At 72.5% G+C, this 21321-nt stretch carries 16 protein-coding genes; 4 read left to right on the top strand and 12 right to left on the bottom strand.

Features of this window, described 5'->3' with window-relative positions:
* Positions 1-233: 233 nt before the first annotated feature.
* From B9S64_RS07190 to rsmH, 10 genes are all read right to left on the bottom strand, one after another.
* On the bottom strand, positions 234-1028 hold the full coding sequence (locus B9S64_RS07190; RefSeq protein WP_103491490.1) for a cell division protein FtsQ/DivIB: 795 nt from the start codon (positions 1026-1028) through the stop codon (positions 234-236).
* Between the two features lie 49 nt (positions 1029-1077).
* Positions 1078-2172 (bottom strand): undecaprenyldiphospho-muramoylpentapeptide beta-N-acetylglucosaminyltransferase, encoded by a 1095-nt coding sequence (murG, locus tag B9S64_RS07195; RefSeq protein ID WP_028440183.1) that lies wholly within the window; start codon positions 2170-2172, stop codon positions 1078-1080.
* A gap of 6 nt (positions 2173-2178) precedes the next feature.
* Entirely contained in the window at positions 2179-3627 is a 1449-nt protein-coding gene (ftsW, locus tag B9S64_RS07200; protein ID WP_181387621.1) for a putative lipid II flippase FtsW, read from the bottom strand.
* A 110-nt stretch (positions 3628-3737) separates the two neighbouring features.
* Positions 3738-5198, bottom strand: coding sequence for a UDP-N-acetylmuramoyl-L-alanine--D-glutamate ligase (murD, locus tag B9S64_RS07205; RefSeq protein WP_103488703.1), 1461 nt, complete (start codon positions 5196-5198; stop codon positions 3738-3740).
* Positions 5195-6265, bottom strand: coding sequence for a phospho-N-acetylmuramoyl-pentapeptide-transferase (gene mraY, locus B9S64_RS07210; protein ID WP_103488702.1), 1071 nt, complete (start codon positions 6263-6265; stop codon positions 5195-5197). Before mraY ends, murD begins: the two co-directional genes overlap by 4 nt.
* Positions 6262-7683, bottom strand: coding sequence for a UDP-N-acetylmuramoyl-tripeptide--D-alanyl-D-alanine ligase (gene murF, locus B9S64_RS07215; RefSeq protein WP_103488701.1), 1422 nt, complete (start codon positions 7681-7683; stop codon positions 6262-6264). The genes mraY and murF overlap by 4 nt, the downstream gene beginning before the upstream one ends.
* A gap of 4 nt (positions 7684-7687) precedes the next feature.
* A complete protein-coding gene (locus B9S64_RS07220) occupies positions 7688-9406 on the bottom strand; it encodes a UDP-N-acetylmuramoyl-L-alanyl-D-glutamate--2,6-diaminopimelate ligase (protein WP_103488700.1) in 1719 nt (572 codons plus the stop codon).
* Between the two features lie 15 nt (positions 9407-9421).
* The gene (locus tag B9S64_RS07225; protein WP_109491999.1) at positions 9422-11422 is read right to left on the bottom strand and encodes a penicillin-binding protein 2; all 2001 of its coding nucleotides are present in this window, start codon (positions 11420-11422) and stop codon (positions 9422-9424) included.
* Between the two features lie 4 nt (positions 11423-11426).
* A complete protein-coding gene (locus B9S64_RS07230) occupies positions 11427-11987 on the bottom strand; it encodes a septum formation initiator family protein (protein ID WP_103488664.1) in 561 nt (186 codons plus the stop codon).
* Positions 11988-12036: 49 nt separating this feature from the next.
* Positions 12037-13002, bottom strand: coding sequence for a 16S rRNA (cytosine(1402)-N(4))-methyltransferase RsmH (rsmH, locus tag B9S64_RS07235; RefSeq protein WP_103488663.1), 966 nt, complete (start codon positions 13000-13002; stop codon positions 12037-12039).
* Positions 13003-13403: 401 nt separating this feature from the next.
* Between rsmH and B9S64_RS07240 the strand changes: the two genes are divergently transcribed.
* The 4 genes from B9S64_RS07240 (at position 13404) to B9S64_RS07255 (ending at position 19021) form a co-directional block, all read left to right on the top strand.
* Positions 13404-13964 (top strand): carbonic anhydrase, encoded by a 561-nt coding sequence (locus B9S64_RS07240; RefSeq protein ID WP_103488662.1) that lies wholly within the window; start codon positions 13404-13406, stop codon positions 13962-13964.
* 217 nt (positions 13965-14181) lie between these two features.
* Entirely contained in the window at positions 14182-15240 is a 1059-nt protein-coding gene (locus B9S64_RS07245) for a MoxR family ATPase (RefSeq protein WP_109492000.1), read from the top strand.
* Positions 15240-16604, top strand: coding sequence for a DUF58 domain-containing protein (locus tag B9S64_RS07250; protein WP_103488939.1), 1365 nt, complete (start codon positions 15240-15242; stop codon positions 16602-16604). The genes B9S64_RS07245 and B9S64_RS07250 overlap by 1 nt, the downstream gene beginning before the upstream one ends.
* Positions 16601-19021, top strand: coding sequence for a DUF3488 and transglutaminase-like domain-containing protein (locus tag B9S64_RS07255; RefSeq protein WP_109492001.1), 2421 nt, complete (start codon positions 16601-16603; stop codon positions 19019-19021). Before B9S64_RS07250 ends, B9S64_RS07255 begins: the two co-directional genes overlap by 4 nt.
* A 775-nt stretch (positions 19022-19796) precedes the next feature.
* Here the strand turns inward: B9S64_RS07255 and B9S64_RS07260 are convergent.
* Together B9S64_RS07260 and B9S64_RS07265 are read right to left on the bottom strand one after the other, a co-directional pair.
* Entirely contained in the window at positions 19797-20198 is a 402-nt protein-coding gene (locus B9S64_RS07260; RefSeq protein ID WP_103490093.1) for a DUF3040 domain-containing protein, read from the bottom strand.
* A 302-nt stretch (positions 20199-20500) separates the two neighbouring features.
* Entirely contained in the window at positions 20501-21259 is a 759-nt protein-coding gene (locus B9S64_RS07265) for a bifunctional 2-polyprenyl-6-hydroxyphenol methylase/3-demethylubiquinol 3-O-methyltransferase UbiG (protein ID WP_103490092.1), read from the bottom strand.
* Positions 21260-21321: the final 62 nt, after the last annotated feature.

Consider the following 21321-nt stretch of genomic DNA (forward strand, 5'->3'; position numbering starts at 1 on the left):
TGGCTCCGCCGCGACGACGAATGTCGATGGGGACGGTCCGAACGCCGACCCAAACCCTAACGTTCAACTTTAGGGTTACCAGTGTGTCTGCTTCATGGACTCTTCCGAACAGGACACTAAGTCGACAAGCGGCGCACGTTCAACGAACACGCCGAACCTCCCGTTTTTCTTTTCACCCTATGTGATCACCCGTAGCGCTGACCAACCAGGGTGCTGGCCAGGCCATATGACCGTCAACTCTTCGAAGCGGCCGGGGCGGTGGGGGCACTCACGTCGAAGTGTCCCGCTTTGGGGGCGGCTTTCATGAGCGCCGTGAGCACCCGCGCCTTCACGGGCCCGCGTTCACCACTGCCCCACATCACCGTGCGCCCCCGTGTCAGTTCCAGGACGACGGAGTCGTACGAAGTGATCCGTACCGTCTCCGTCTCCCTGGCCACCTTCCCCGGGAGATCGCCCGCAACCCGAACCGCTTCCCGCAACAGACGGTCACTTCCGTAGCGTTTCAGGCTCGCCGATCCCTCGGGCGTCAGTTCCAGCAGCGGGACATGACCGGGGCGTTTGTCCACCGTGGCGAAACGCACACCCTTCGCGTCCACTTCGATGAACTTCCCGCCCTTTTCCACCACCAGGACCGGCTTTCGTTCGGTCACTTTAAGGCCGATACCGTGCGGCCATGACCGTACGACATCCACGGAGTCGATACGGCGCACCTTCTGGCGCAACCGGGCCTCGATCGCGTCGGTGTCCACGGACACCAGCGGGGAGCCGACCGGGACCGCCGCGACGGCCTCCACCTCGGCCCGGGTCAGGACCTCGGTGCCGGTGGTGGTGACGTGTTCGACCCGGAGCCAGGACGACCCGTAGAGCACCCACACCGTGGCGGCGGCGCACAGGACCATGGCAACCGCGGCCAGAACCAGTCGTGTACGACCGGTCAGCCGGCGCCCCTCGGGGCGGATGCGGGGAGGTCCGGCAGGGGTGTCGGCCCGCTTGGCTGCGCCGCGCTGGGCGGTCGTCGGTCCGGCCACGCTCGCTCCTTCACCGGGCCCGGGGCGCACGCCCCGGGCCCGCACCGCCTCACGCCTGGCGGCGTGCGGCAATCGCCTCGTACACCATGCCGACGAGCAGGTCGTCGGCGTCGCGCCGCCCGAACTCCGCGGCGGAACGGGACATCTCGTACAGCCGGTGCGGATCCGACAGCACCGGCAGGACGTTGCCCTGCACCCATTCCGGGGTGAGCGCCGCGTCGTCCACCAGCAGGCCGCCGCCCGCGTTCACCACCGGCTGGGCGTTGAGCCGCTGTTCGCCGTTGCCGATGGGCAGCGGGACGTACGCGGCGGGAAGCCCGACGGCGGAGAGCTCGGCGACGGTCATCGCGCCCGCGCGGCAGAGCATCATGTCGGCCGCCGCGTACGCGAGATCCATCCGGTCCACGTACGGTACCGGGATATAGGGCGGCATCCCGGGCATGTTGTCGATACGCGGCAATTCGTTCTTCGGTCCGACCACGTGCAGGATCTGGATCCCGGACCGCTGGAGCACCGGCGCGACCCGCTGGACGACCTCGTTGAGGTGGCGGGCGCCCTGCGAACCGCCGGAGACCAGCAGGGTCGGCAGGTTGGGGTCCAGACCGAACGTGTCGCGTGCCTCCGGGCGCACCCGGGCGCGGTCGAGGGTGGCGATGGTGCGGCGCAGCGGGATGCCGATGTAGCGGGCGCCGCGCAGCTTGCTGTCGGGGGTGGAGACGGCGACGCCGTGGGCGTACCGGGAGCCGATCTTGTTGGCCAGGCCCGGGCGGGCGTTGGCCTCGTGGACCACGATCGGGACGCCCGCGCGCTTGGCGGCGAGGTAACCGGGCAGGGCCACGTATCCGCCGAAGCCGACCACGCAGTCGGCCTTGGTGCGTTCGAGCACCTGCTCGGCCGCCTTGATGGTGCCGCGCAGCCGTCCGGGCACGGTGATCAGCTCGGGTGTGGGCTTGCGCGGCAGCGGTACGGCGGGGATCAGCGCCAGTTCGTACCCCCGCTCGGGTACGAGCCTTGTCTCGAGTCCGCGTTCCGTGCCGAGGGCAGTGATTCCCACGGCCGGGTCCTGCCTGCGCAGGGCGTCTGCGAGGGCAAGCGCGGGCTCGATGTGGCCGGCGGTCCCCCCGCCGGCGAGTACGACATGCACCGAAATTCACCGCTCTCCGGACGGACGCTTCGTGATGCGCCGTCTCATCGTCTTCCATCTGACCCCGGGCCTCCGCATGGCCAGGGCCGCTTTCGCGGCGGGATCCTCTCGCGCGAAGGCGATCAGGAGCCCGACCGCGAACATGGTCGGCAGCAGGGCCGAACCTCCGTAGGAGAACAGCGGGAGCGGGACTCCGGCGATCGGCAACAGGCCGAGCACCGCACCGATGTTGATCACGGCCTGCACCATGATCCAGGTGGTCACGCCTCCCGCTGCGTACCTCACGAAGGGGTCCTCCGTGCGTCCGGCCACGCGGATACCCGCATAGCCTAGAGCCGCGAACAGGGCGAGCACCGACAGCGTCCCCGCCAGGCCCAGTTCCTCCCCGGTGATGGCGAAGATGAAGTCGGTGTGAGGTTCCGGCAGTTGCCCCCATTTTTCCACACTCGCGCCGAGCCCGGAACCGAACCATCCGCCGGAGGCCAGCGCGTAGATTCCGTGCACGGCCTGCCAGCAGCCGCCGTCGGCGGTCGGTTCGCTGGCGCCCATGCACGCGAGCCGGCCCATCCGGTTGGGGCTGGTCTTGATCAGCAGGAAGGCGATGGCCGCGGCGATGCCGAACACCCCGGCGAACAGCCGGGTGGGCGCTCCGGCCAGCCAGAGCAGCCCGAACAGGATCGCGGTGAGGATGATCGCGGTGCCCATGTCGCCGCCGAGCATGATGAGCCCGAGCAGCAGGAAGGCGCCCGGGACCAGCGGCACCAGCATGTGCTTCCACTGGGTGAGCAGCCGTTTCTCCTGTTTACGGGCGATCAGGTCGGCGCCCCAGAGGATGAGGGCGAGCTTGCCGAACTCACTGGGCTGGAGCTGGAAGGGGCCGCCCAGGTAGATCCAGTTCTGGTTGCCGTTGACCGACATCCCTATCCCCGGCACCTGGACCAGGACCATCAGGAAGACGGTGGCCAGGAGCAGCGGATAGGCGAGCGCCCGGTGGAGCTTCAGCGGCATCCGGCAGGCCAGCAGCATCAGTCCGGCCCCGATGACGGCGGCGAGGAACTGCTTGCGGAAGAAGTAGGTGCTGGGCCGCGAGAGTTCCAGCGCCTTGATCATGGAGGCGGAGTAGACCATCACGAGGCCGAGCACGGTGATCAGCAGGCCGGCGCCGAGGATCAGGTAGTACGCGGTCAGCGGGCGGTCCCAGGCCCGGCGTGCCCGCTCGTAGGCGCGCCGGAAGGCGGCGCCGCGGGGCGGCCGGGACGGCGGCCTGGCGGCGCGGGCGGAGCTGCGGGGGGCCGCCGCCGGGGGTCTGTGGGGCCCGGTGGCGGGGCGGCCGCGCAGGGCGATGCCCGCGTGGGCCGGCCGGGCGAGCGGACCCGGGCTGAACGCCCGGCCGATCGCCGCGGCCGCCCGTGAGCGGCCCGCCGCGCATGTGGCCGGGCTCTCGTCGGCCGGCATTGTCGCTGTCCCCTCCACTGCTCGTGCCCGGGGGCTGGTGCCGGGTCCCGGGGCCGACGGCGGGCACCGCTCTCGTGCCCGTCCGCCGCACGGTTGTGTGGCCGGGGCCGTCAGCCGCTCTCGCCGGCGAGTTCGCGGACCGCGTCCGCGAACGCCTCGCCCCGCTTGTTGTAGTTGACGAACATGTCCATCGAGGCACAGGCCGGTGCCAGCAGTACGGTGTCGCCGGGCCGGGCGAGGCGCGCGGCTTCCCGGACCGCTTCGGACATCGCCCCAGTGTCGGTCCGGTCCAGGTCGACCACCGGTACCTCGGGGGCGTGTCGCGCCAGTGCTTCGCGGATCAGCCCCCGGTCGGCGCCCATCAGCACGACGCCCCGCAGCCTCTTCGCCGCCCCGCTCGCGAGTGCGTCGAAGGTCGCGCCCTTGGCGAGGCCCCCGGCGATCCACACGATCGGGTCGTAGGCGGCGAGGGAGGCCTCGGCGGCGTGCGTGTTGGTGGCCTTGGAGTCGTCGATGTACGCCACCGCGTCGATGTCCGCGACGTGTTCGATGCGGTGGGCGTCGGGGCGGAAGGCCCGCAGCCCGTCCCGTACCGCCGCGGGCGGCACCCCGAAGGCGCGGGCGAGCGCGGCGGCGGCCAGGGCGTTGGCGATGTTGTGCGGGGCCGGCGGGCTGACGTCCCCGACCTCGGCGAGTTCCTGGGCCTGCTTCTGCCGGTCGGGGACGAAGGCCCGGTCGACGAGGATGCCGTCGACCACGCCGAGCTGGGAGGGCCCGGGGGTGCCGAGGGTGAAGCCGATCGCCCGGCAGCCCTCCTCGACGTCGGCCGCGCGCACCAGGTCCTCGGTCGCCGTGTCCTGCGCGTTGTAGACGCAGGCGACGCGGTTGCCCTCGTAGACCCGGCCCTTGTCGGCGGCGTAGGCGTCCATGGAGCCGTGCCAGTCGAGGTGGTCCGGTGCCAGGTTGAGGACGGCCGCGGAGTGGGCGCGCAGCGAGGGTGACCAGTGCAGTTGGTAGCTGGACAGCTCGACGGCGAGTACGTCGTACTCCTCCCCGCCGAGCACCGCGTCCAGCAGGGAGACCCCGATGTTGCCGACCGCGGCCGTGCGCAGGCCCGCCGCTTCGAGGATCGAGGCGAGCATCCGTACGGTCGTGGTCTTGCCGTTGGTGCCTGTGACCGCGAGCCAGGGTGCGGCGTCCGGCCCCCGGAGCCGCCAGGCGAGTTCGACGTCGCCCCAGACGGGGACGTCCGCCTCGGCGGCTGCCCGGAAGAGCGGTTTGCCGGGCTTCCAGCCGGGGGCCGTGACGACCAGTTCGGTTGACTCGGGCAGGGTGTCGCCGTCCCCGAGGCGCACGGTGAGGCTCCCCCGCCGTTCGCCGCCCCCGGAGGCGCCGCGCGCGGCGGCCCATTCCTCCAGTTCGGCGGCCTGGGCGCGGGAGCGCTCGTCGTCGCCGTCGTTGACGACGGTGACCAGCGCACCGCGCTCGTACAGGGCCCGGGCCGCGGGGATTCCGCTGACGCCGAGCCCGGCGACCGTGACGTGCTTGCCCTGCCAGTCCACGTCGTTCACTTCTTGGCTGCCCATCCCGCGTAGAAGAGGCCGAGTCCGACGATCACGCACATGCCCTGGATGATCCAGAAGCGGACCACCACAAGGACTTCGGACCACCCCTTGAGTTCGAAGTGGTGCTGGAGCGGTGCCATCCGGAAGACCCGCTTGCCGGTCATCTTGAACGAGCCGACCTGGATGACCACGGACATGGTGATCATCACGAAGAGGCCGCCGAGGATGGCGAGCAGGAACTCGGTGCGGGAGCAGATCGCGAGGCCGGCGAGCGCGCCGCCGAGGGCGAGCGAACCGGTGTCCCCCATGAAGATCTTCGCGGGCGAGGTGTTCCACCACAGGAAGCCGAAGCAGGCGCCCATGAGGGCCGAGGCGACGACCGCGAGGTCGAGTGGGTCACGTACCTCGAAGCAGGCGCTGGGGTTGGTCAGCGTCTGCGCGTTGGCACAGGACTCCTGGAACTGCCAGAGACCGATGAAGGTGTAGGCGCCGAAGACCATCACCGAGGCGCCGGTGGCCAGGCCGTCCAGGCCGTCCGTGAGGTTCACGCCGTTGGACATGGCGAGGATCATGAACAGCGCCCAGACGCAGAACATCACCGGGCCGATCGACCAGCCGAAGTCCTCGACGAACGAGAGCCGGGTGGAGGCGGGGGTGTTGCCGCTGGAGTCGGCGAACTGGAGCGAGAGCACCGCGAAGGCGATACCCACGATCAGCTGGCCCGCCATCTTGGCCTTGGCCCTCAGGCCCAGCGACCGCTGCTTGACGATCTTGATGTAGTCGTCGAGGAAGCCGACGAGCCCCATGCCGGCCATCAGGAACAGCACGAGGACGCCCGAGAAGCGCATGTCCTCGCCGGTGATCACCTTCGCCAGGACGTACGCGATGATCGTCGCCAGGATGAAGGCGATGCCGCCCATGGTGGGCGTGCCCTTCTTGCTGCCGTGCGTGCGCGGGCCGTCGTCCCGGATGAACTGCCCGTAGCCCTTGCGGGCCAGAAGTTTGATCAGCAGCGGAGTGCCGACCAGGGTCAGGAAGAGCCCTATGGCTCCCGCGAAGAGGATCTGCCTCATCGGACGGCGACCTCGCCCTCGGTCGCGTTCTCCAGCAGTGCCAGGGCGACCTTCTCCAGGCCGACCGACCGGGACGCCTTCACCAGCACGACGTCTCCCGGGCGCAGTTCACTGCGCAACAGGTCGACGGCCGCCTGTGCGTCGGACACGTGCACCGACTCCTCACCCCACGAACCCTCGTTATATGCGCCCAGTTGCAGCCAGGAGGCCTCTTGCCCTCCGACCGCGACGAGCTTGCTGACGTTGAGCCGGACGGCGAGCCGTCCGACCGCGTCGTGCTCGGCGAGCGACGCGTCACCCAGCTCGGCCATCTGACCGAGCACCGCCCAGGTGCGCCCCCCTGTTGCCCGTGCGGCTCTGCCCATGGCGGCCAGCGCACGGAGTGCGGCCTTCATGGATTCGGGGTTCGCGTTGTAGGCGTCATTGACGACCGTCACACCGTCCGGACGCTCGGTGACCTCCATGCGCCAGCGGGAGAGGGTGCCCGCTTCGGAGAGCGCCTCGGCGATCTCGGTCACGGACATGCCCAACTCATGGGCGACGGCGGCCGCGGCGAGCGCGTTCGACACGTGGTGCTCACCGTACAGGCGCAAGGTCACGTCGCTGCACCCGGTGGGTGTGTGAAGCGCGAACGCGGGCCGTCCGTCGTCCGTCAGCCGGACGTTCTCTCCCCGTACGTCCGCATCCGCGGCCTCTCCGAAGAGGACGACCCGCGCACGCGTGCGGGAGGCCATGGCCCGCACCAGCGGGTCGTCGGCGTTGAGCACGGCCACGCCGTCCTCGGGGAGCGCCTCGACCAGCTCGCCCTTGGCCTGGGCGATCGCCTCGCGGCTGCCGAACTCCCCGATGTGGGCGGTGCCGACGTTCAGCACCAGCCCGATCCTCGGCGGGGTCAGCTCGGCGAGGTAGCGGATGTGGCCGACGCCGCGGGCGCCCATCTCCAGGACCAGGTGCCGGGTCTCGGCGGTGGCGCTCAGCGCGGTGAGCGGCAGGCCGATCTCGTTGTTGAGGGACCCGGGGGTCCAGACCGTGGGTGCCTTGTGCGCCAGGAGCTGGGCGATCAGGTCCTTGGTGGAGGTCTTGCCCGCCGAGCCGGTGAGCGCGACGACGGCGGTGCCCAGGCGCTCGACGACGGTGCGCGCCAGGGCGCCGAGCGCCGCCACGACGTCGTCCACGACGATCGCCGGGACTCCGACGGGGCGGGAGGCGAGCACGGCCGTGGCGCCCGCCTCGACGGCGCGGCGCGCGTAGTCGTGGCCGTCGACGCGCTCGCCCGCGAACGCCGCGAACAGGGAGCCCTGCCGCACCTCCCGGGAGTCGATGACGACGGGGCCGGTGACGGTGAGGGACCGGTCCGGCATGTCGTGCGGCTGCCCGCCGACGATGTCGGCGATCTCGGCGAGGGAAAGGGCGATCACTTGGTCATCCCTGACTGTTGTTCTCGTGGGTGTGTGCGCGGTGCCCGGCGCCGGTGCGCTCCAGGGAGCGCTCGATGGCCTCGCGCAGGACCTGGCGGTCGTCGAAGGGGCGTACCACGCCGTGGACGTCCTGGCCCTGCTCGTGCCCCTTGCCGGCCACCAGCACGACGTCGCCGGGTTCGGCACGGGCCACCGCGGCGGCGACGGCCGCGGCGCGGTCCGCGTCGACGAGGACGTCCCCGCGCTCGTGGACGGGCACCTCGGCGGCGCCGGAGAGCATCGCGGCGAGGATCGCGAGGGGGTCCTCGGAGCGTGGGTTGTCGGAGGTCAGTACGGCCGTGTCGGCGAGCCGTGCGGCCGCGGCGCCCATCGCGCCGCGTTTGGTGGTGTCACGGTCGCCGCCGCAGCCGAGCACGATGTGCACCCGGCCCTCGGTGACCTTGCGCAGCGAGCGGAGCACCGATTCGACGGCGTCGGTCTTGTGCGCGTAGTCGACGACCGCGAGGTACGGCTGTCCGGCGTCCACGCGTTCGAGCCGGCCGGGGACGCCGGGGACGGACGCGACGCCGTCGGCGGCGGTCTGCGGGTCCACTCCGGCCACGGCGAGGGTGACGATCGCGGCCAGCGTGTTGGCGACGTTGAAGGGGCCGGGCAGCGGCGCGCGGGCGGCGATCCGCTCGCCCTGGGGGCCGAGGACGGTGAAACGGCTGTCCCGGGGGCCCACTTCGACGTCCGCGGCCCGCCAGTCGGCGTCCGGGTGGCCCTCGGCGGAGAAGGTGACGACGGGGACGGTGGCCTCGTCGACGAGCCTGCGGCCGTACTCGTCGTCGAAGTTGACCACACCGAGCCGGCTGCGCCGCGGGGTGAACAGCTGCGCCTTGGCCTGGAAGTAGTCCTCCATCCCGGAGTGGAACTCCATGTGCTCCGGGCTGAGGTTGTTGAAGACGGCGACGTCGAAGACGCAGCCGTCCACCCGTCCCAGCACCAGGGCGTGGCTGGAGACCTCCATGGCGACCGCCTCGACACCGCGTTCGCGCATCACCGCGAACAGGGCCTGGAGGTCGGTGGCTTCGGGCGTGGTGCGCTCGGACTTGATGCGCTCGTCGCCGATCCGCGTCTCGACCGTGCCGATCAGCCCGGTGCTGCGGCCCGCTCCGCGCAGGCCGCCCTCGACGAGGTAGGCGGTGGTGGTCTTGCCGGACGTCCCGGTGATGCCGATCTGGAGGAGGCCGGCGCCGGGCTGTCCGTAGATCTCGGCGGCGAGTTCGCCCATGCGGCCGCGCGGGTCGTCGGTGACGAGCACCGGGACGCCGGTGGCGGCGGCGCGTTCGGCGCCCGCCGGGTCGGTGAGGACGGCCACGGCTCCGAGGCCCGCGGCCTGGGCGGCGAAGTCGGCGCCGTGGAGGCGGGCTCCGGGCAGGGCCGCGTAGACGTCCCCCGGGCGCACGGCCCGCGAGTCATGGGTGATTCCGGTGACCTCGCCGGTCTCCCGCGGTGCGGCGCCGAGCCGGGCCGCCAGCTCTTCGAGGGGTGTCGGCCGGAGCCGATCCGGCCGAGGCGCTCCTGGGTAGGTCACAGGCGCGTCCTTCTGCGTGGTTTGGAACTGATCAGCGTGGGGCACGGCGGTGAGCGTACCGGGCCGGGGCCGCCTCTCGCGAAGCGAGGGGCCGGGGTCGCGGTACTTCTCGTTCCGGTTCCCGGGATCGGGGGTGATGGTGGTCACTGAGGTTCCCCCGAGTCACTCGCCGGGCTTGAAGGAGACCGGCAGCCGGGCGGGATCGCTGCCGGACGGCGGGGTCTGGAGGGTCTTCAGGGCGAACTCCATGACCTCCTTGTAGATCGGGCCGCAGATCTGGCCGCCGAAGTAGCTGCCCTGGGTGGGGTTCTGGATCGCGCAGTACACGGTGATCTGCGGGTCGTCGGCGGGGGCGAAGCCGGCGAAGGAGGCGGTGTAGCCCTTGTAGACGCCGCGTACGGGATCGACGCGGTTGGCCGTGCCCGTCTTGCCCGCGACCCGGTAGCCCTCGATGTGGGCCTTGGTTCCGGTGCCCTCCTGGTCGTCCACCACGGACTCCAGCATCTTCGCCAGGGTCTTGGCGGTCTTCTCGCTGACCACCCGGGTCTTCTTCGGTTCCTCGGCCGCCGAGTACCGGCCGTCGGCGTCCTTGGTGCCGCGCACGAGGCTCGGTTCGATCCGGACCCCTCCGTTGGCGATGGTCTGGTAGACCGAGGCCGCCTGCATGGCGTTGAGGGAGAGGCCCTGGCCGAACGGGATGGTGTACTGCTGCGAGGTCGACCAGTCGCCGGGCGCGGCGAGGATCCCGGGCGACTCCCCCGGGTAGCCGAGCCCGGTGGTGCTGCCCAGACCGAATTTGCGCAGGTAGGAGTAGAGCACCTTGTTGGCCTCGGGCTGGGTCTTGCCGAGCTGGCCGGTGGCCAGGATGGTGCCGATGTTGCTCGATTTGGCGAGTACGCCGTTGAGCGTGAGGTACCAGGTGGGGTGGTCGATGTCGTCCTGGAACTGCCGGTCGCCCCGGTGCAGCCGGTTGGGGACGACGACGTGCGTGGCGGGGGTGGCGGCGCCCTCCTCCAGGACCGCGGCCATGGACATGACCTTGCTGGTGGAGCCGGGCTCGTAGACGTCCTGGAGCGCCGGGTTGCCCAGGGTGGCCGCGTCGGCCTTGGAGAGGTCGTTGGGGTCGTAGCCGGGGGCGTTGGCCATGGCCAGCACCTCGCCGGTCTTCGTGTTCTGGACGATCACATAGCCCCGGTCCGCCTTCGACTTCTTCACCTGGTCGGCGATGGCCCGCTGGGCCGCCCACTGGATGTCGCGGTCGATGGTCAGCTCGACGTCGGTGCCCGCGACGGCCGGGATCTCCTTGGAGCCCGCGGTCGGCACCGGCCGTCCGCCGGCCTGGGCGTACCTGATCGTGCCGTCCTCGCCTTCCAGCCGGCTGTTCAGCTGCGCCTCCAGGCCGCCGCCGCCCTTGCCCTCGGCGTTGACGAATCCCAGTATCCCGGCGGCGAGGTCGCCGTTGGGGTAGACGCGGGTGGTGGTGGGTTCCTGGAGGACCCCGGCCAGCACGTTGGCGCCCGGTCCGCCACGGGCCTTGTCCGCGGCCGCCTTCTCGGCGAAGGCGGACTTGAGGTCCTTGATCTGCCGCCAGACCTGCGGGGTCTGACGCCGTGCCAGCACGGTGTAGCGGCTGTCGGGCGTGGAGAGCTGTTTCGTCAGTTCCGCCGCGTCCTTGCCGAGGATCGGGGCGAGCAGCGCGGCGGCCTGCTGGGGGGCGTCGGGGGCGTTGCTCTCCTCGGGGGTGAACAGCTTCGGGTCGGCCGTGATGTCGTGCGCGTCGACGCTGGTGGCCAGGGCGATGCCGCTGCGGTCGGTGATCTCCCCGCGCTCGGCGGCGATCGTGTACTCCAGGTAGCGGTTCTTCTCGGCCTTGGCGGTGTACGCGCCGGCGTCGACCGCCTGTACCTGGAGGAGCCGGACGACGAACGCGATCATCACGAGCGTCAGGCAGAGGCTGACCAGGCGCAGTCTGGGGCGCGGGTTGCCAAGCCGGAGGGACTGCCGGGAGCCGCCGCGTGGCGCGCCCTGGCGCGGCCGCGACGACGGGCGGGGGCGCCGGGCGTCGGGGCGTCCGGCGGACCGGGGGCGCCCCGAGCCGCCGGCCGCGTTACGGGGGCGCGCCGGGCCGGGTACGCGACGGCGCGGCGGTTCCTTGGACGGCACTGCGTCACCTGCCGGGGCTGGTCGGGGTCGATGGGGCGCCGGGCGCGGGCGAGGCCGTACCGGTGGGCGGGGCCGCCGCGGAGGCGGTGGGCGAGGGGGTCGCGGAGGGGTCGGCCCCGTCCTCTCCACCGGCCTCGGGACTCGTTTCGGGTGCGGGACTCGTTTCGGGCGCGGTGGGGGTGGGCGACGGTTCGGCGGTCGCCCGCTCGGGCACTCCGCGTACCGTGCCGTCCGGGTCCAGGAAGGCGGGGCTGCCGCCGGGCACCATGCCGAGCTGCCGGGCGCGGCGTTCCAGGGCGTCCGGCTCGGAGTAGCTGTCGACGTCGTGCTGGAGGGCCTGCTGCTCGTCGGTCAGCTCGGTCGTCTCGCGCTCCAGCCGGCTCAGCTTGAACGAGCCCTCGTTCAGGGCGGAGTTCAGCAGGAGGAGCGAGATCAGGCCACCGGCGAGGAGCAGCACGACCAGCAGGACGAAGGGGGTGCGGGCCGCGGTGCTCGGCCCCGACGGCATCAGCCGGGCGAGCCGCCCGGCCCGCCCCTTCGCCTGCTGCCCGGCCGTACCCGTCACCTCGGCGCCCCTGCTTTCCCCGGCTTCCGGCCGGCCCGTCGGCGGGTGTTCACCGTTCGTCCTCGCGGATCCGCTGGGCACCGCGCAGCCGGGCGGGGGCGGCCCGGCGGTTCTCGGCCACCTCCTCCTCGGTGGGGAGTTCGGCGCCGCGGGTGAGCAGCTTCAGCCGGGGCTGGTAGCGCTCGGGCACCACGGGCAGTCCGGGGGGTGCGGTGTTGGCCGCGCCGGCCGCGAGGACCTGCTTGACCAGCCGGTCCTCCAGCGAGTGGTACGAGAGGACGGCGATCCGGCCTCCGACGGCGAGGCTGCGCACGGCGGCCGGGATCGCCCGTTCCAGGACGGTGAGTTCGCCGTTGACCTCGATGCGCAGGGCCTGGAAGGTGCGCTTGGCCGGGTTGCCCCCGGTGCGTTTGGCGGCCTGCGGCAGGGAGTCGCGGATGAGCTCGACGAGGCGGGCGCTGTTGCTGAACGGCTCCTTCTCGCGCTCGCGGACGACGGCGGAGACGATGCGCTTGGCCTGCTTCTCCTCGCCGTACGCGCGCAGGATCCGGACGAGCTCGCCGGGCGGGTAGGTGTTGAGGACCTCGGCGGCGCCGATGCCGGCCGTCTGGTCCATCCGCATGTCCAGCGGGGCGTCCTGCGCGTACGCGAAGCCGCGGTCGGCCTCGTCCAGCTGCATGGAGGACACACCGAGGTCGAACAGGACGCCCTGCACCGCGGGGATCCGGAGCCGGTCGAGCACCTCGGGGAGCTCGTCGTAGACGGCGTGCACCAGGGTGGCCCGGTCGCCGTACGGGGCGAGGCGTTCACCGGAGAGGCGCAGCGCCTCCTTGTCGCGGTCGAGCGCGACCAGCCGGACGTCGGGGAAGGCGGAGAGCAGGGCCTCGCTGTGCCCGCCGAGCCCGAGGGTGCAGTCCACGACGACCGGGGGCGGCCCTCCCGTCGTCTCCAGAGCCGGGGCCAACAGGTCCAGGCACCGCTGGAGCATCACCGGGACATGTCGGGTCTGACTCAAAGCGCCCTCTCAGGCTCAGTCCCGTGAGGCCGCACACGCGGTCTGGTCCCCGCCCGCTCGGAAGGGGAGGTCCGCCGGCGCCGGGGAAGGGGCGTCGGCCGACCGACGAGCGGGCAAGGGCCGGGCCGCGTGTACGCCGCACATCACGGGGAATTCGATACATGCAAAAATATGCAGAATGTACAGGCGTGTCGGTAACTTCGTGTCACTTTAGTCCACCCTGCCATTCGATCGATTCCCGATCAACGAACCGGGCAGCGCGTACCACCACGGACCCCGACATCACCCGAGCAGGGGAGGCCGTGTGAGGCTTGTGGGTTAGCTCACAACAAGTCTCGTTGACGTTCTTTGTCCCCTTCCATGACACGCCTGGGGCCCTCGCGAGGTCTAACGTCATATCCATGCCGACTTCCGCGAAGCCTTCCGCCGAGACCGATTCCGCCTCCGCCGGGTCCCGCCCCGCCGGCGCGGTCACCGACCGGCTCGTCCGGGCCAACACCCACTACGCCGAAGAGTTCACCGACCCGGGCATGGACGCGCGCCCGGTGCTCCAGGTCGCCGTGGTCGCCTGTATGGACGCCCGCCTCGACCTCCACGCCGCGCTCGGCCTGGAACTCGGCGACTGCCACACCATCCGCAACGCCGGCGGAGTCGTCACCGACGACGTCATCCGCTCGCTGACCATCAGCCAGCGGGCGCTCGGCACCCGCAGCATCGTCCTCATCCACCACACCAACTGCGGCCTCGAAAGCATCACCGAGGAGTTCCGGCAGGAGCTGGAGCACGAGGTGGGCCAGCGGCCGGTCTGGGCGGTGGAGGCGTACAAGGACGCGGACCAGGACGTGCGGCAGTCGATGCAGCGGGTGCGCACCTCGCCGTTCCTCCTGCACAAGGACGACATCCGCGGTTTCGTCTTCGACGTGACCACCGGCCTGCTGCGTGAGATCACCCCCGCGTCCTGACTTTCCACAGGCCCCGTCCTCCGATTTCCCCTCGACATAGGGGCTGGAACCGACATTTCGCCCTCACTTGTCCACAGGCGAGTGACACGAAGCGGTAACGGCAACCAGAATGCGTGAGTGACATCTCCCCGGGCTCTCCGGGGAGTGTCCGCATTTCGGGGCGGACCGGGGCATCTGTGTGCCGCCGGTCCGTGCACAAGGGGCTGAGGAGGGCCGGGTGACGACCTATGACGAGCGAGCGAGCCTCACAGATCTGACGACCACAGCGGAGCGGGTGCGCAGGTCGGTCGAGGGTGTGATCGAGGGCAAGCCCGAGGTCGTACGGCTTTCGCTGACCGTACTGCTGGCGGAGGGGCACCTCCTCGTCGAGGACGTGCCCGGAGTCGGCAAGACCATGCTGGCCAAGGCGCTGGCGCGATCGATCGACTGCTCGGTGCGGCGCATCCAGTTCACGCCGGACCTGCTGCCGTCGGACATCACCGGGGTGTCGATCTTCGACCAGCGGCGGCGCGAGTTCGAGTTCAAGCCGGGAGCGATCTTCGCCCAGATCGTGATCGGTGACGAGATCAACCGCGCCTCGCCGAAGACCCAGTCCGCGCTGCTGGAGTCGATGGAGGAGCGGCAGGTCACGATCGACGGCCGGACGTACGAACTGCCGGACCCGTTCATGGTGGTGGCCACCCAGAACCCGGTGGAGATGGAGGGCACCTATCCGCTGCCCGAGGCCCAGCGGGACCGTTTCATGGCCCGGGTGTCGATGGGCTACCCCAGCGCGGAGGCCGAGCTCAGGATGCTCGACGTCCACGGCGGCCTCCCGCCCCTGGACGACCTCCAGCCGGTGGCGCACGCCCACGACATCGCGAAGCTGATCGACGCGGTGCGCACCGTGCACGTCGCCGAGTCCGTGCGGCGGTACACGGTGGAGCTGGTGGGGGCCACCCGGCACCACCCGGAGCTCAGGCTCGGGGCCTCGCCGCGCGCGACCCTGCACCTGCTGCGCGCGGCCAAGGCCTCGGCCGCCCTCAGCGGGCGCGACTACGCGCTGCCCGACGACGTGCAGGCGCTCGCGGTGGCGGTGCTCGCCCACCGGCTGCTGCCGACGGCGCAGGCCCAGCTCAACCGCCGTACGGCGGAGCAGGTCGTCCTGGACATCCTCCAGCACACCCCGGTCCCGACGTCGGGCACCGCCGCGGCCGCCCCGGCAGCCCCGGCGCGGCCGCGGCACCCGGGCCACCCCCCGGTGCACGGCGGTGGCCCCGGCGTACGGCGGCTGTGATGGCCACCGGGGCGCCCGGCCCCGTGGACAGCGGCGACCGTCCGGGCGGCCTGCGGGTGGCCCTGGGCGGGCTGACGACCCGGGGCAGGTCCTTCCTCGCCGCCGGTGTCGCCGCCGCCGTCTGCGCCTATGTGCTGGGGCAGGGGGACCTGTTGCGGGTCGGGCTGCTGCTCGCGGCGCTGCCGCTGGTCTGTGTGACCGTGCTCTACCGCACCCGCTACCGGGTCGCGGGCAGCCGGCGGCTGTCGCCGTCCCGGGTGCCGGCGGGCTCCGAGGCGCGGGTGCACCTGCGGACGGACAACATCTCCCGGATGCCCACGGGACTGCTGATGCTCCAGGACCGGGTGCCGTACGTGCTGGGCTCCCGGCCGCGGTTCGTGCTGGACCGGGTGGAGGGGGGCGGCAGCCGCGAGGTGTCCTACCGGGTCCGCTCCGACCTGCGGGGCCGCTATCCGCTGGGGCCGCTGCAACTGCGGCTGAGCGACCCCTTCGGGATGTGCGAACTGACCCGGTCGTTCAGCGCGTACGACACCCTGGTCGTCGTACCGCGCACCCACGCGCTGCCGACGCTGCGGCTCACGGGCCAGGCCTCCGGGTACGGCGACGGCAGACGGCGTTCGCCGGCGCTGGCCGGTGAGGACGACATCATTCCGCGCGCCTACCGCCACGGGGACGACCTGCGCCGGGTCCACTGGCGCTCCACGGCCCGCCACGGGGAGCTGATGGTGCGCCGTGAGGAGCAGCCGCAGCGGGCCCGGTGCACGGTGCTGCTGGACTGCCGACGCGTCGCCTACCAGGGCGACGGGCCGGACTCCGCCTTCGAGTGGGCGGTGTCGGGCGCGGCGTCGGCCCTGACGCACCTGCTGGAACGCGGCTTCTCCGTCCGTCTGCTGACCGACGACGGGAGCGTGGCGCCGGGCGGCGGCTCGGACGGGTACGCCGCGCCGGCCCAGGAGTCCGCGGACTCGGCGGCCCTGATGATGGACACCCTCGCCGTGGTCGAGCACTCCGCGGGCGGCGGCCTCTCCCGGGCGTACGAGGTGCTCCGGGCGGGCGCGGACGGGCTGCTGGTGGCGTTCTTCGGCGACCTCGACGAGGAGCAGGCGGTGCTGGCGGCCCGGATGCGGCGGCGCAGCGGTGCCGCCGTGGCCTTCGTGCTGGACGGCGCCGCGTGGGCGCGGGGTGACGAGGCGCGGGCCTCCGGTCGCGCCGACGACCGGCTGCGGACGCTGCGCGAGGCGGGCTGGACGGCGGTGGCGGTTCCTCAGGGTGCCGCGCTGACGGATGTGTGGCAGCAGGCGGGCGAGGCGCACTCCGGCGCACTGCCCGGGGCGGCGAACGGGTTCTCGGGGGGTTGGTCGTGAGCGGGCGTACCCGGCTGGCGCTGTGCGCCTTCGTGGCGACGATGTCGGCGTCCTGCGCCCTGCTGCCCCTGGTCGGGACGTCGCGGTGGATCGCGCAGGCCGCGTTCCTGCTGGCGGTGCAGGGCGGGGCGGGAATGCTGGCCCGACGGCTGTGGTCCGGCCGGGTCCTGACGGTGGCTCTCCAGGCGCTGGTCACACTGCTCTCGCTGACCGTGGTGTTCGCCAGGGAGGAGGCTCTGTTCGGTGTGCTGCCCGGCCCCCGGACGGTCCGGTGGCTGGCGGAGCTGCTGACGGCCGGCTCCGAGGACATCGGCCACTACGCCACCCCCGCGCCCGCGACGGACGGCATCCAGCTGATCCTGGTCGGCACGGTGCTGCTGGTCGGCCTGGCCGTGGACGCCCTCGCGGTGACGTTCCGCGCCGCGGCCCCGGCGGGGCTGCCGCTGCTCGCGATGTACTCGGTCGCGGCGGGGCTGGCCGAGGAGGGATCGGGCTGGCTCTGGTTCCTGCTCGCGGCCGCCGGGTACCTGCTGCTCCTGCTGGCCGAGGGCCGGGACCGGCTCGCGCGGTGGGGCCGGGTCTTCGGCGGGGCGTCCCGGTCGTCGGGCGGACTCGCGGCGGGGCTGGACGGAGCGCCGGGGCGTGCCCCGGTCCGTACCGGGCGTCGCATCGGAGCGGTGGCACTGGGGGTCGCGCTGGTCGTCCCCGCCGTGCTGCCCGCCATGGACGGCGGACTGCTCGGGGACGCGGGCGGCGGGGGGAAGAAGGGCGGCGGGGGCACGATCTCCGCGGTGAACCCGCTGGTCTCGCTCCAGAACAACCTGAACCAGCCGGAGAACCGGGAGGTGATGACGTACTTCACCAACTCCTCGGCCCCACGGGACTTCTATCTGCGCATCCTCGCCCTGGACGAGTTCGACGGCACCGAGTGGCGGCCCTCCACCCGGCGGCTGCGGGACGTGCCCGACCGGCTGCCGCGACCGGAGGGCCTGGGTCCGGACGTGGCCGTCACCGAGATCCGGACGAACATCTCGGCCGCCGCTTCCTACGGCCAGACCTATCTGCCGCTCCCCTATCCGGCCAGCGAGGTGGACATCAAGGGCCGCTGGCGGTTCGAGCCCGAGGGGCGCACCCTCGTCGGCGACGGCGGCCAGACGACGAGCGGCGTCCGGTACGAGGTCGGCAGCCTGGTGGTCGAGCCGACGGCCGACCAGCTCGCGGGGGCGGCGCCGCCGCCTGGGGACCTGGCCCGTGAGTACACCCGGGTCCCCCGTTCGCTGCCGCGTGTGGTCCTGGAGACCGCCGAGGAGGTGACCGCCGGGGCCCGCGACGACTACGAGCGGGCCGTGGCGTTGCAGGACTGGTTCTCCTCCGGGGGCGGCTTCCGCTACGACACGACGGTGGCGTCGGGGACGGGGACGGAGGCGATCGCGCGGTTCCTGAAGGACCGTGAGGGTTTCTGCGTCCACTTCTCGTTCACGATGGCCGCGATGGCCAGGACGCTGGGCATTCCGGCCCGGGTGGCGGTGGGCTTCACCCCGGGCACGGCGCAGGCGGACGGGTCCGTGTCGGTCGGGCTGCGCGACGCCCACGCCTGGCCGGAGCTGTATTTCGAGGGTGTCGGCTGGACGCGGTTCGAGCCCACGCCGTCCCGGGGCAACGCCCCCTCGTACACCCTGCCGGACACCCCGTCGCCGGACGTGAGCGGTCCGGCCCTGCCGGCACCGGGCGACAGCGCGGAGCCCTCGGCCGTTCCCTCGGCCTCGGAGAGCTGCCCGGTGCAGATGCGGCGCCAGGGCGAGTGCGGGGAGACGGCCGCTCCGGGCCTGGCCGCCCCGTCCGGCCCGAAGACGTCGGCGGGCACGGTCACGCTGTGGGTGCTCGGCGCGCTGCTGGTGCTCGTGCTGCCGCCGCTCCCGATGCTCTGGCGGGCACGCGTCCGCGGACGGCGGCTGGGCTCCTCGGGCGGTCGTACTCCGCCCGACGCGTCGGCCCGGGTGCTGGCGGCCTGGCGGGAGGTCTCCGACACGGCCTGGGACCACGGGATCGCGCCGGACGAGTCGCGGACCCCTCGTAAGGCGGCGGAGCGGCTCGTGCGGCTGGGCGGTCTGGACGGCACCGCGTCGGCGGCGGTCCACCGGCTGGCGGGCGCCGTGGAGCAGGTGCTGTACGCGCCCGAGCCCCGGCCGGTCGTCGGGCTGTCCGACGACGTGGCGGTGGTGCGCGCGGGCCTGCGGGCCTCGGCGGGCCGGTCGGGCCGGCTGCGGGCGACGGTGGCGCCGCGTTCGGCCGTCCGGGTGATGTGGGCTCTTTCGGACCGCCGGGCGCGGATGGCCCGGCGCTGGACGAACCGCCTCGGCCGTGCCCGGTGGACCGCGCTCGCCACCCGCCTGCGGCGACCGCTCCGACGGGCCTGAGCCGCCGTGCCGTCACGGCGCGGTGTCATGAGACCGGTCTCACGACACCGCGCCGTGAGGGCAGGTCCGGGACCGGGCCCCTCGGAGCGGTCTGCGGGACGCCCCTGCGGGCGGAGGCAACCACCGGGTCCCCGGCACGGCCCGACGGGCGACCAACCGAAGGGACGACAAGCCGGACGTCTGACCGGCCGAGACGGGTGACCAGCCGAGACCGGTGACCAGCCGAGACGGGTGACCAGCCCGAAGCGGGCCGGACGGGCGACCCGCCGGACCAGCCGAGGCGGACAGCCGACCGGACGACCGGCCGGACAGCCGCCCGGACGAGCAGCCGACCGGACGGTCAGCTAGACGTGCAGCCGGACCGAACGGTCAGCCGGGCAGGTGGCTCGAAGGGCGACGGGCCGGGCAGAAGCCCGGACAGACAGGCAGCCGGACAGACAGGCAGCCGGCCGGACAGAGAGTCGGCCGGACCGGCAGTCGGCCGCAGGGGTGACACCCGTAAGCAGGCGGCCGGTCGGGCGAGACGCGGCCGGGCGGATGACGGCGGGCGGATGACGGCGGGCGGCGGACCAGGGACGGCGGCGGACAGCGGCGGCATGCAGCAGGCGGTATGCGGTCGGCGGCAGCAAGCGGCAGGCCCGAGGCGACGGCGGGCGGCTGCGGGCATGGGTGAGGGGCGGTCGCACACGTGCGACCGCCCCTCACCCATGAGGTCTGCGATGTACGGCCCGAGCCGCCAGGGCCGACCGGTGCCACCAGGGCGGCGGCACCGTGCTTACTGGCCCTGTCCGTCCCGACGGCGCTGCCACCGCTGCTCGATGCGGTTCATCATCGAGCGGCGCTGCCGGGGATGTCGGCTGTCGCCGCCGCCCCCGCTCGCGGCCGGCTGCGGCTGCTCACCCGGCTTGGGCGCCTTGCGCCACCCGGTGACCGCCAGCACGGCACAGCCCAGCATGACGAGGAACCCCACCACGCTGATCCAGATCTGCTGGGCGACCATTCCGGCCATGAGGAGCGCGATACCCACCAGAAAACCGGCCACCGCCTGGTAGACCCGTCGCCGGGTGTACCTGCGCAGCCCGCTTCCCTCAAGCGCTGTCGCGAACTTGGGATCTTCGGCGTACAGCGCTCGCTCCATCTGCTCGAGCATGCGCTGCTCGTGCTCCGAGAGCGGCACGGAGTCCTCCTCGTCGTCGGCCGCGGGGGGCGACCGTTATGCGGCCTTTCCAGGATAGGCAGGGATTCGCCCCCGTGAAACCCGCCCTCTAGCCCAAGCCAGCCCGGACCGTCATGTCGGCGCGGCTGCTGAGGCGTAGATTCCCCGACCGCCGATCCGTCATGCCGGATGGTGTCCTCCGATCATACGGGGCCCGAGCGCCGATCGGGTGTTCCGGACCGTACTCCGTCTGCGGCTGCGTCGCTGATCAGCCGCGCTCCCGCCGTCCCGTGGCCACACTCCGGCCGTCCCCTCGGAAGGGATCAGGCGCGCTTCTCCCCCAGAACGTGCAGCTGGGTCGCCACCGAGTGGAAGGCGGGCAGTTCCGCGACCGCCGCCTCCAGCGCGAGGAGCGCTTCCACCGCACCCGGTTCGGTGTCCACCAGGACACCCGGAACCAGGTCGGCGAAGACCCGGACGCCGTGCACGGCTCCGACCTCGACGCCCGCGGCGTCGACCAGTTCGGACAGCTGCTCGGCGGTGAACCTGCGGGGCACCGGGTCGCCCTCGCCCCAGCGCCCGGCCGGGTCACTCAGCGCCTGCCGGGCCTCCACGAAGTGGCCGGCCAGCGCCCGCGCCAGGACGGCACCGCCGAGCCCCGCGCCGAGCAGGCTGAGCGCGCCCGACGGACGGAGCGCGTCCACCGCGTTGCGTACGCCCTCGGCGGGGTCGTCCACGTACTCCAGGACGCCGTGGCAGAGCACCGCGTCGTACCCGGCGCGGTCGGCCACCTCGAACAGGCCCAGGATGTCCCCCTGGAGACCGCGGACCCGGTCGGCGACCCCGGCCTCGGCGGCGCGGCGCTCCAGGGCGAACAGGGCGTTGGGGCTGGGGTCGACGACGGTGACCCGGTGGCCGAGCCGGGCGACGGGCACCGCGAAGTTCCCGGTGCCGCCGCCCGTGTCCAGCACGTCCAGGGAGTCCCTGCCGGTCGCCTCGGCCCTGCGGTCGAGGGCCTCCTTGAGGACCTCCCAGACCACGGCGGTACGGAGGGAGGCTCGGGGGCGCAGCTGGTCCGACACGGCAGTTGACTCCTCGGCACGGTGCCGCCGGTACGGCGGAGCGTGAACGGTGCAGGTGGTAA

The organism is Streptomyces sp. SM18 (assembly GCF_002910775.2).
Classification (GTDB): domain Bacteria; phylum Actinomycetota; class Actinomycetes; order Streptomycetales; family Streptomycetaceae; genus Streptomyces; species Streptomyces halstedii.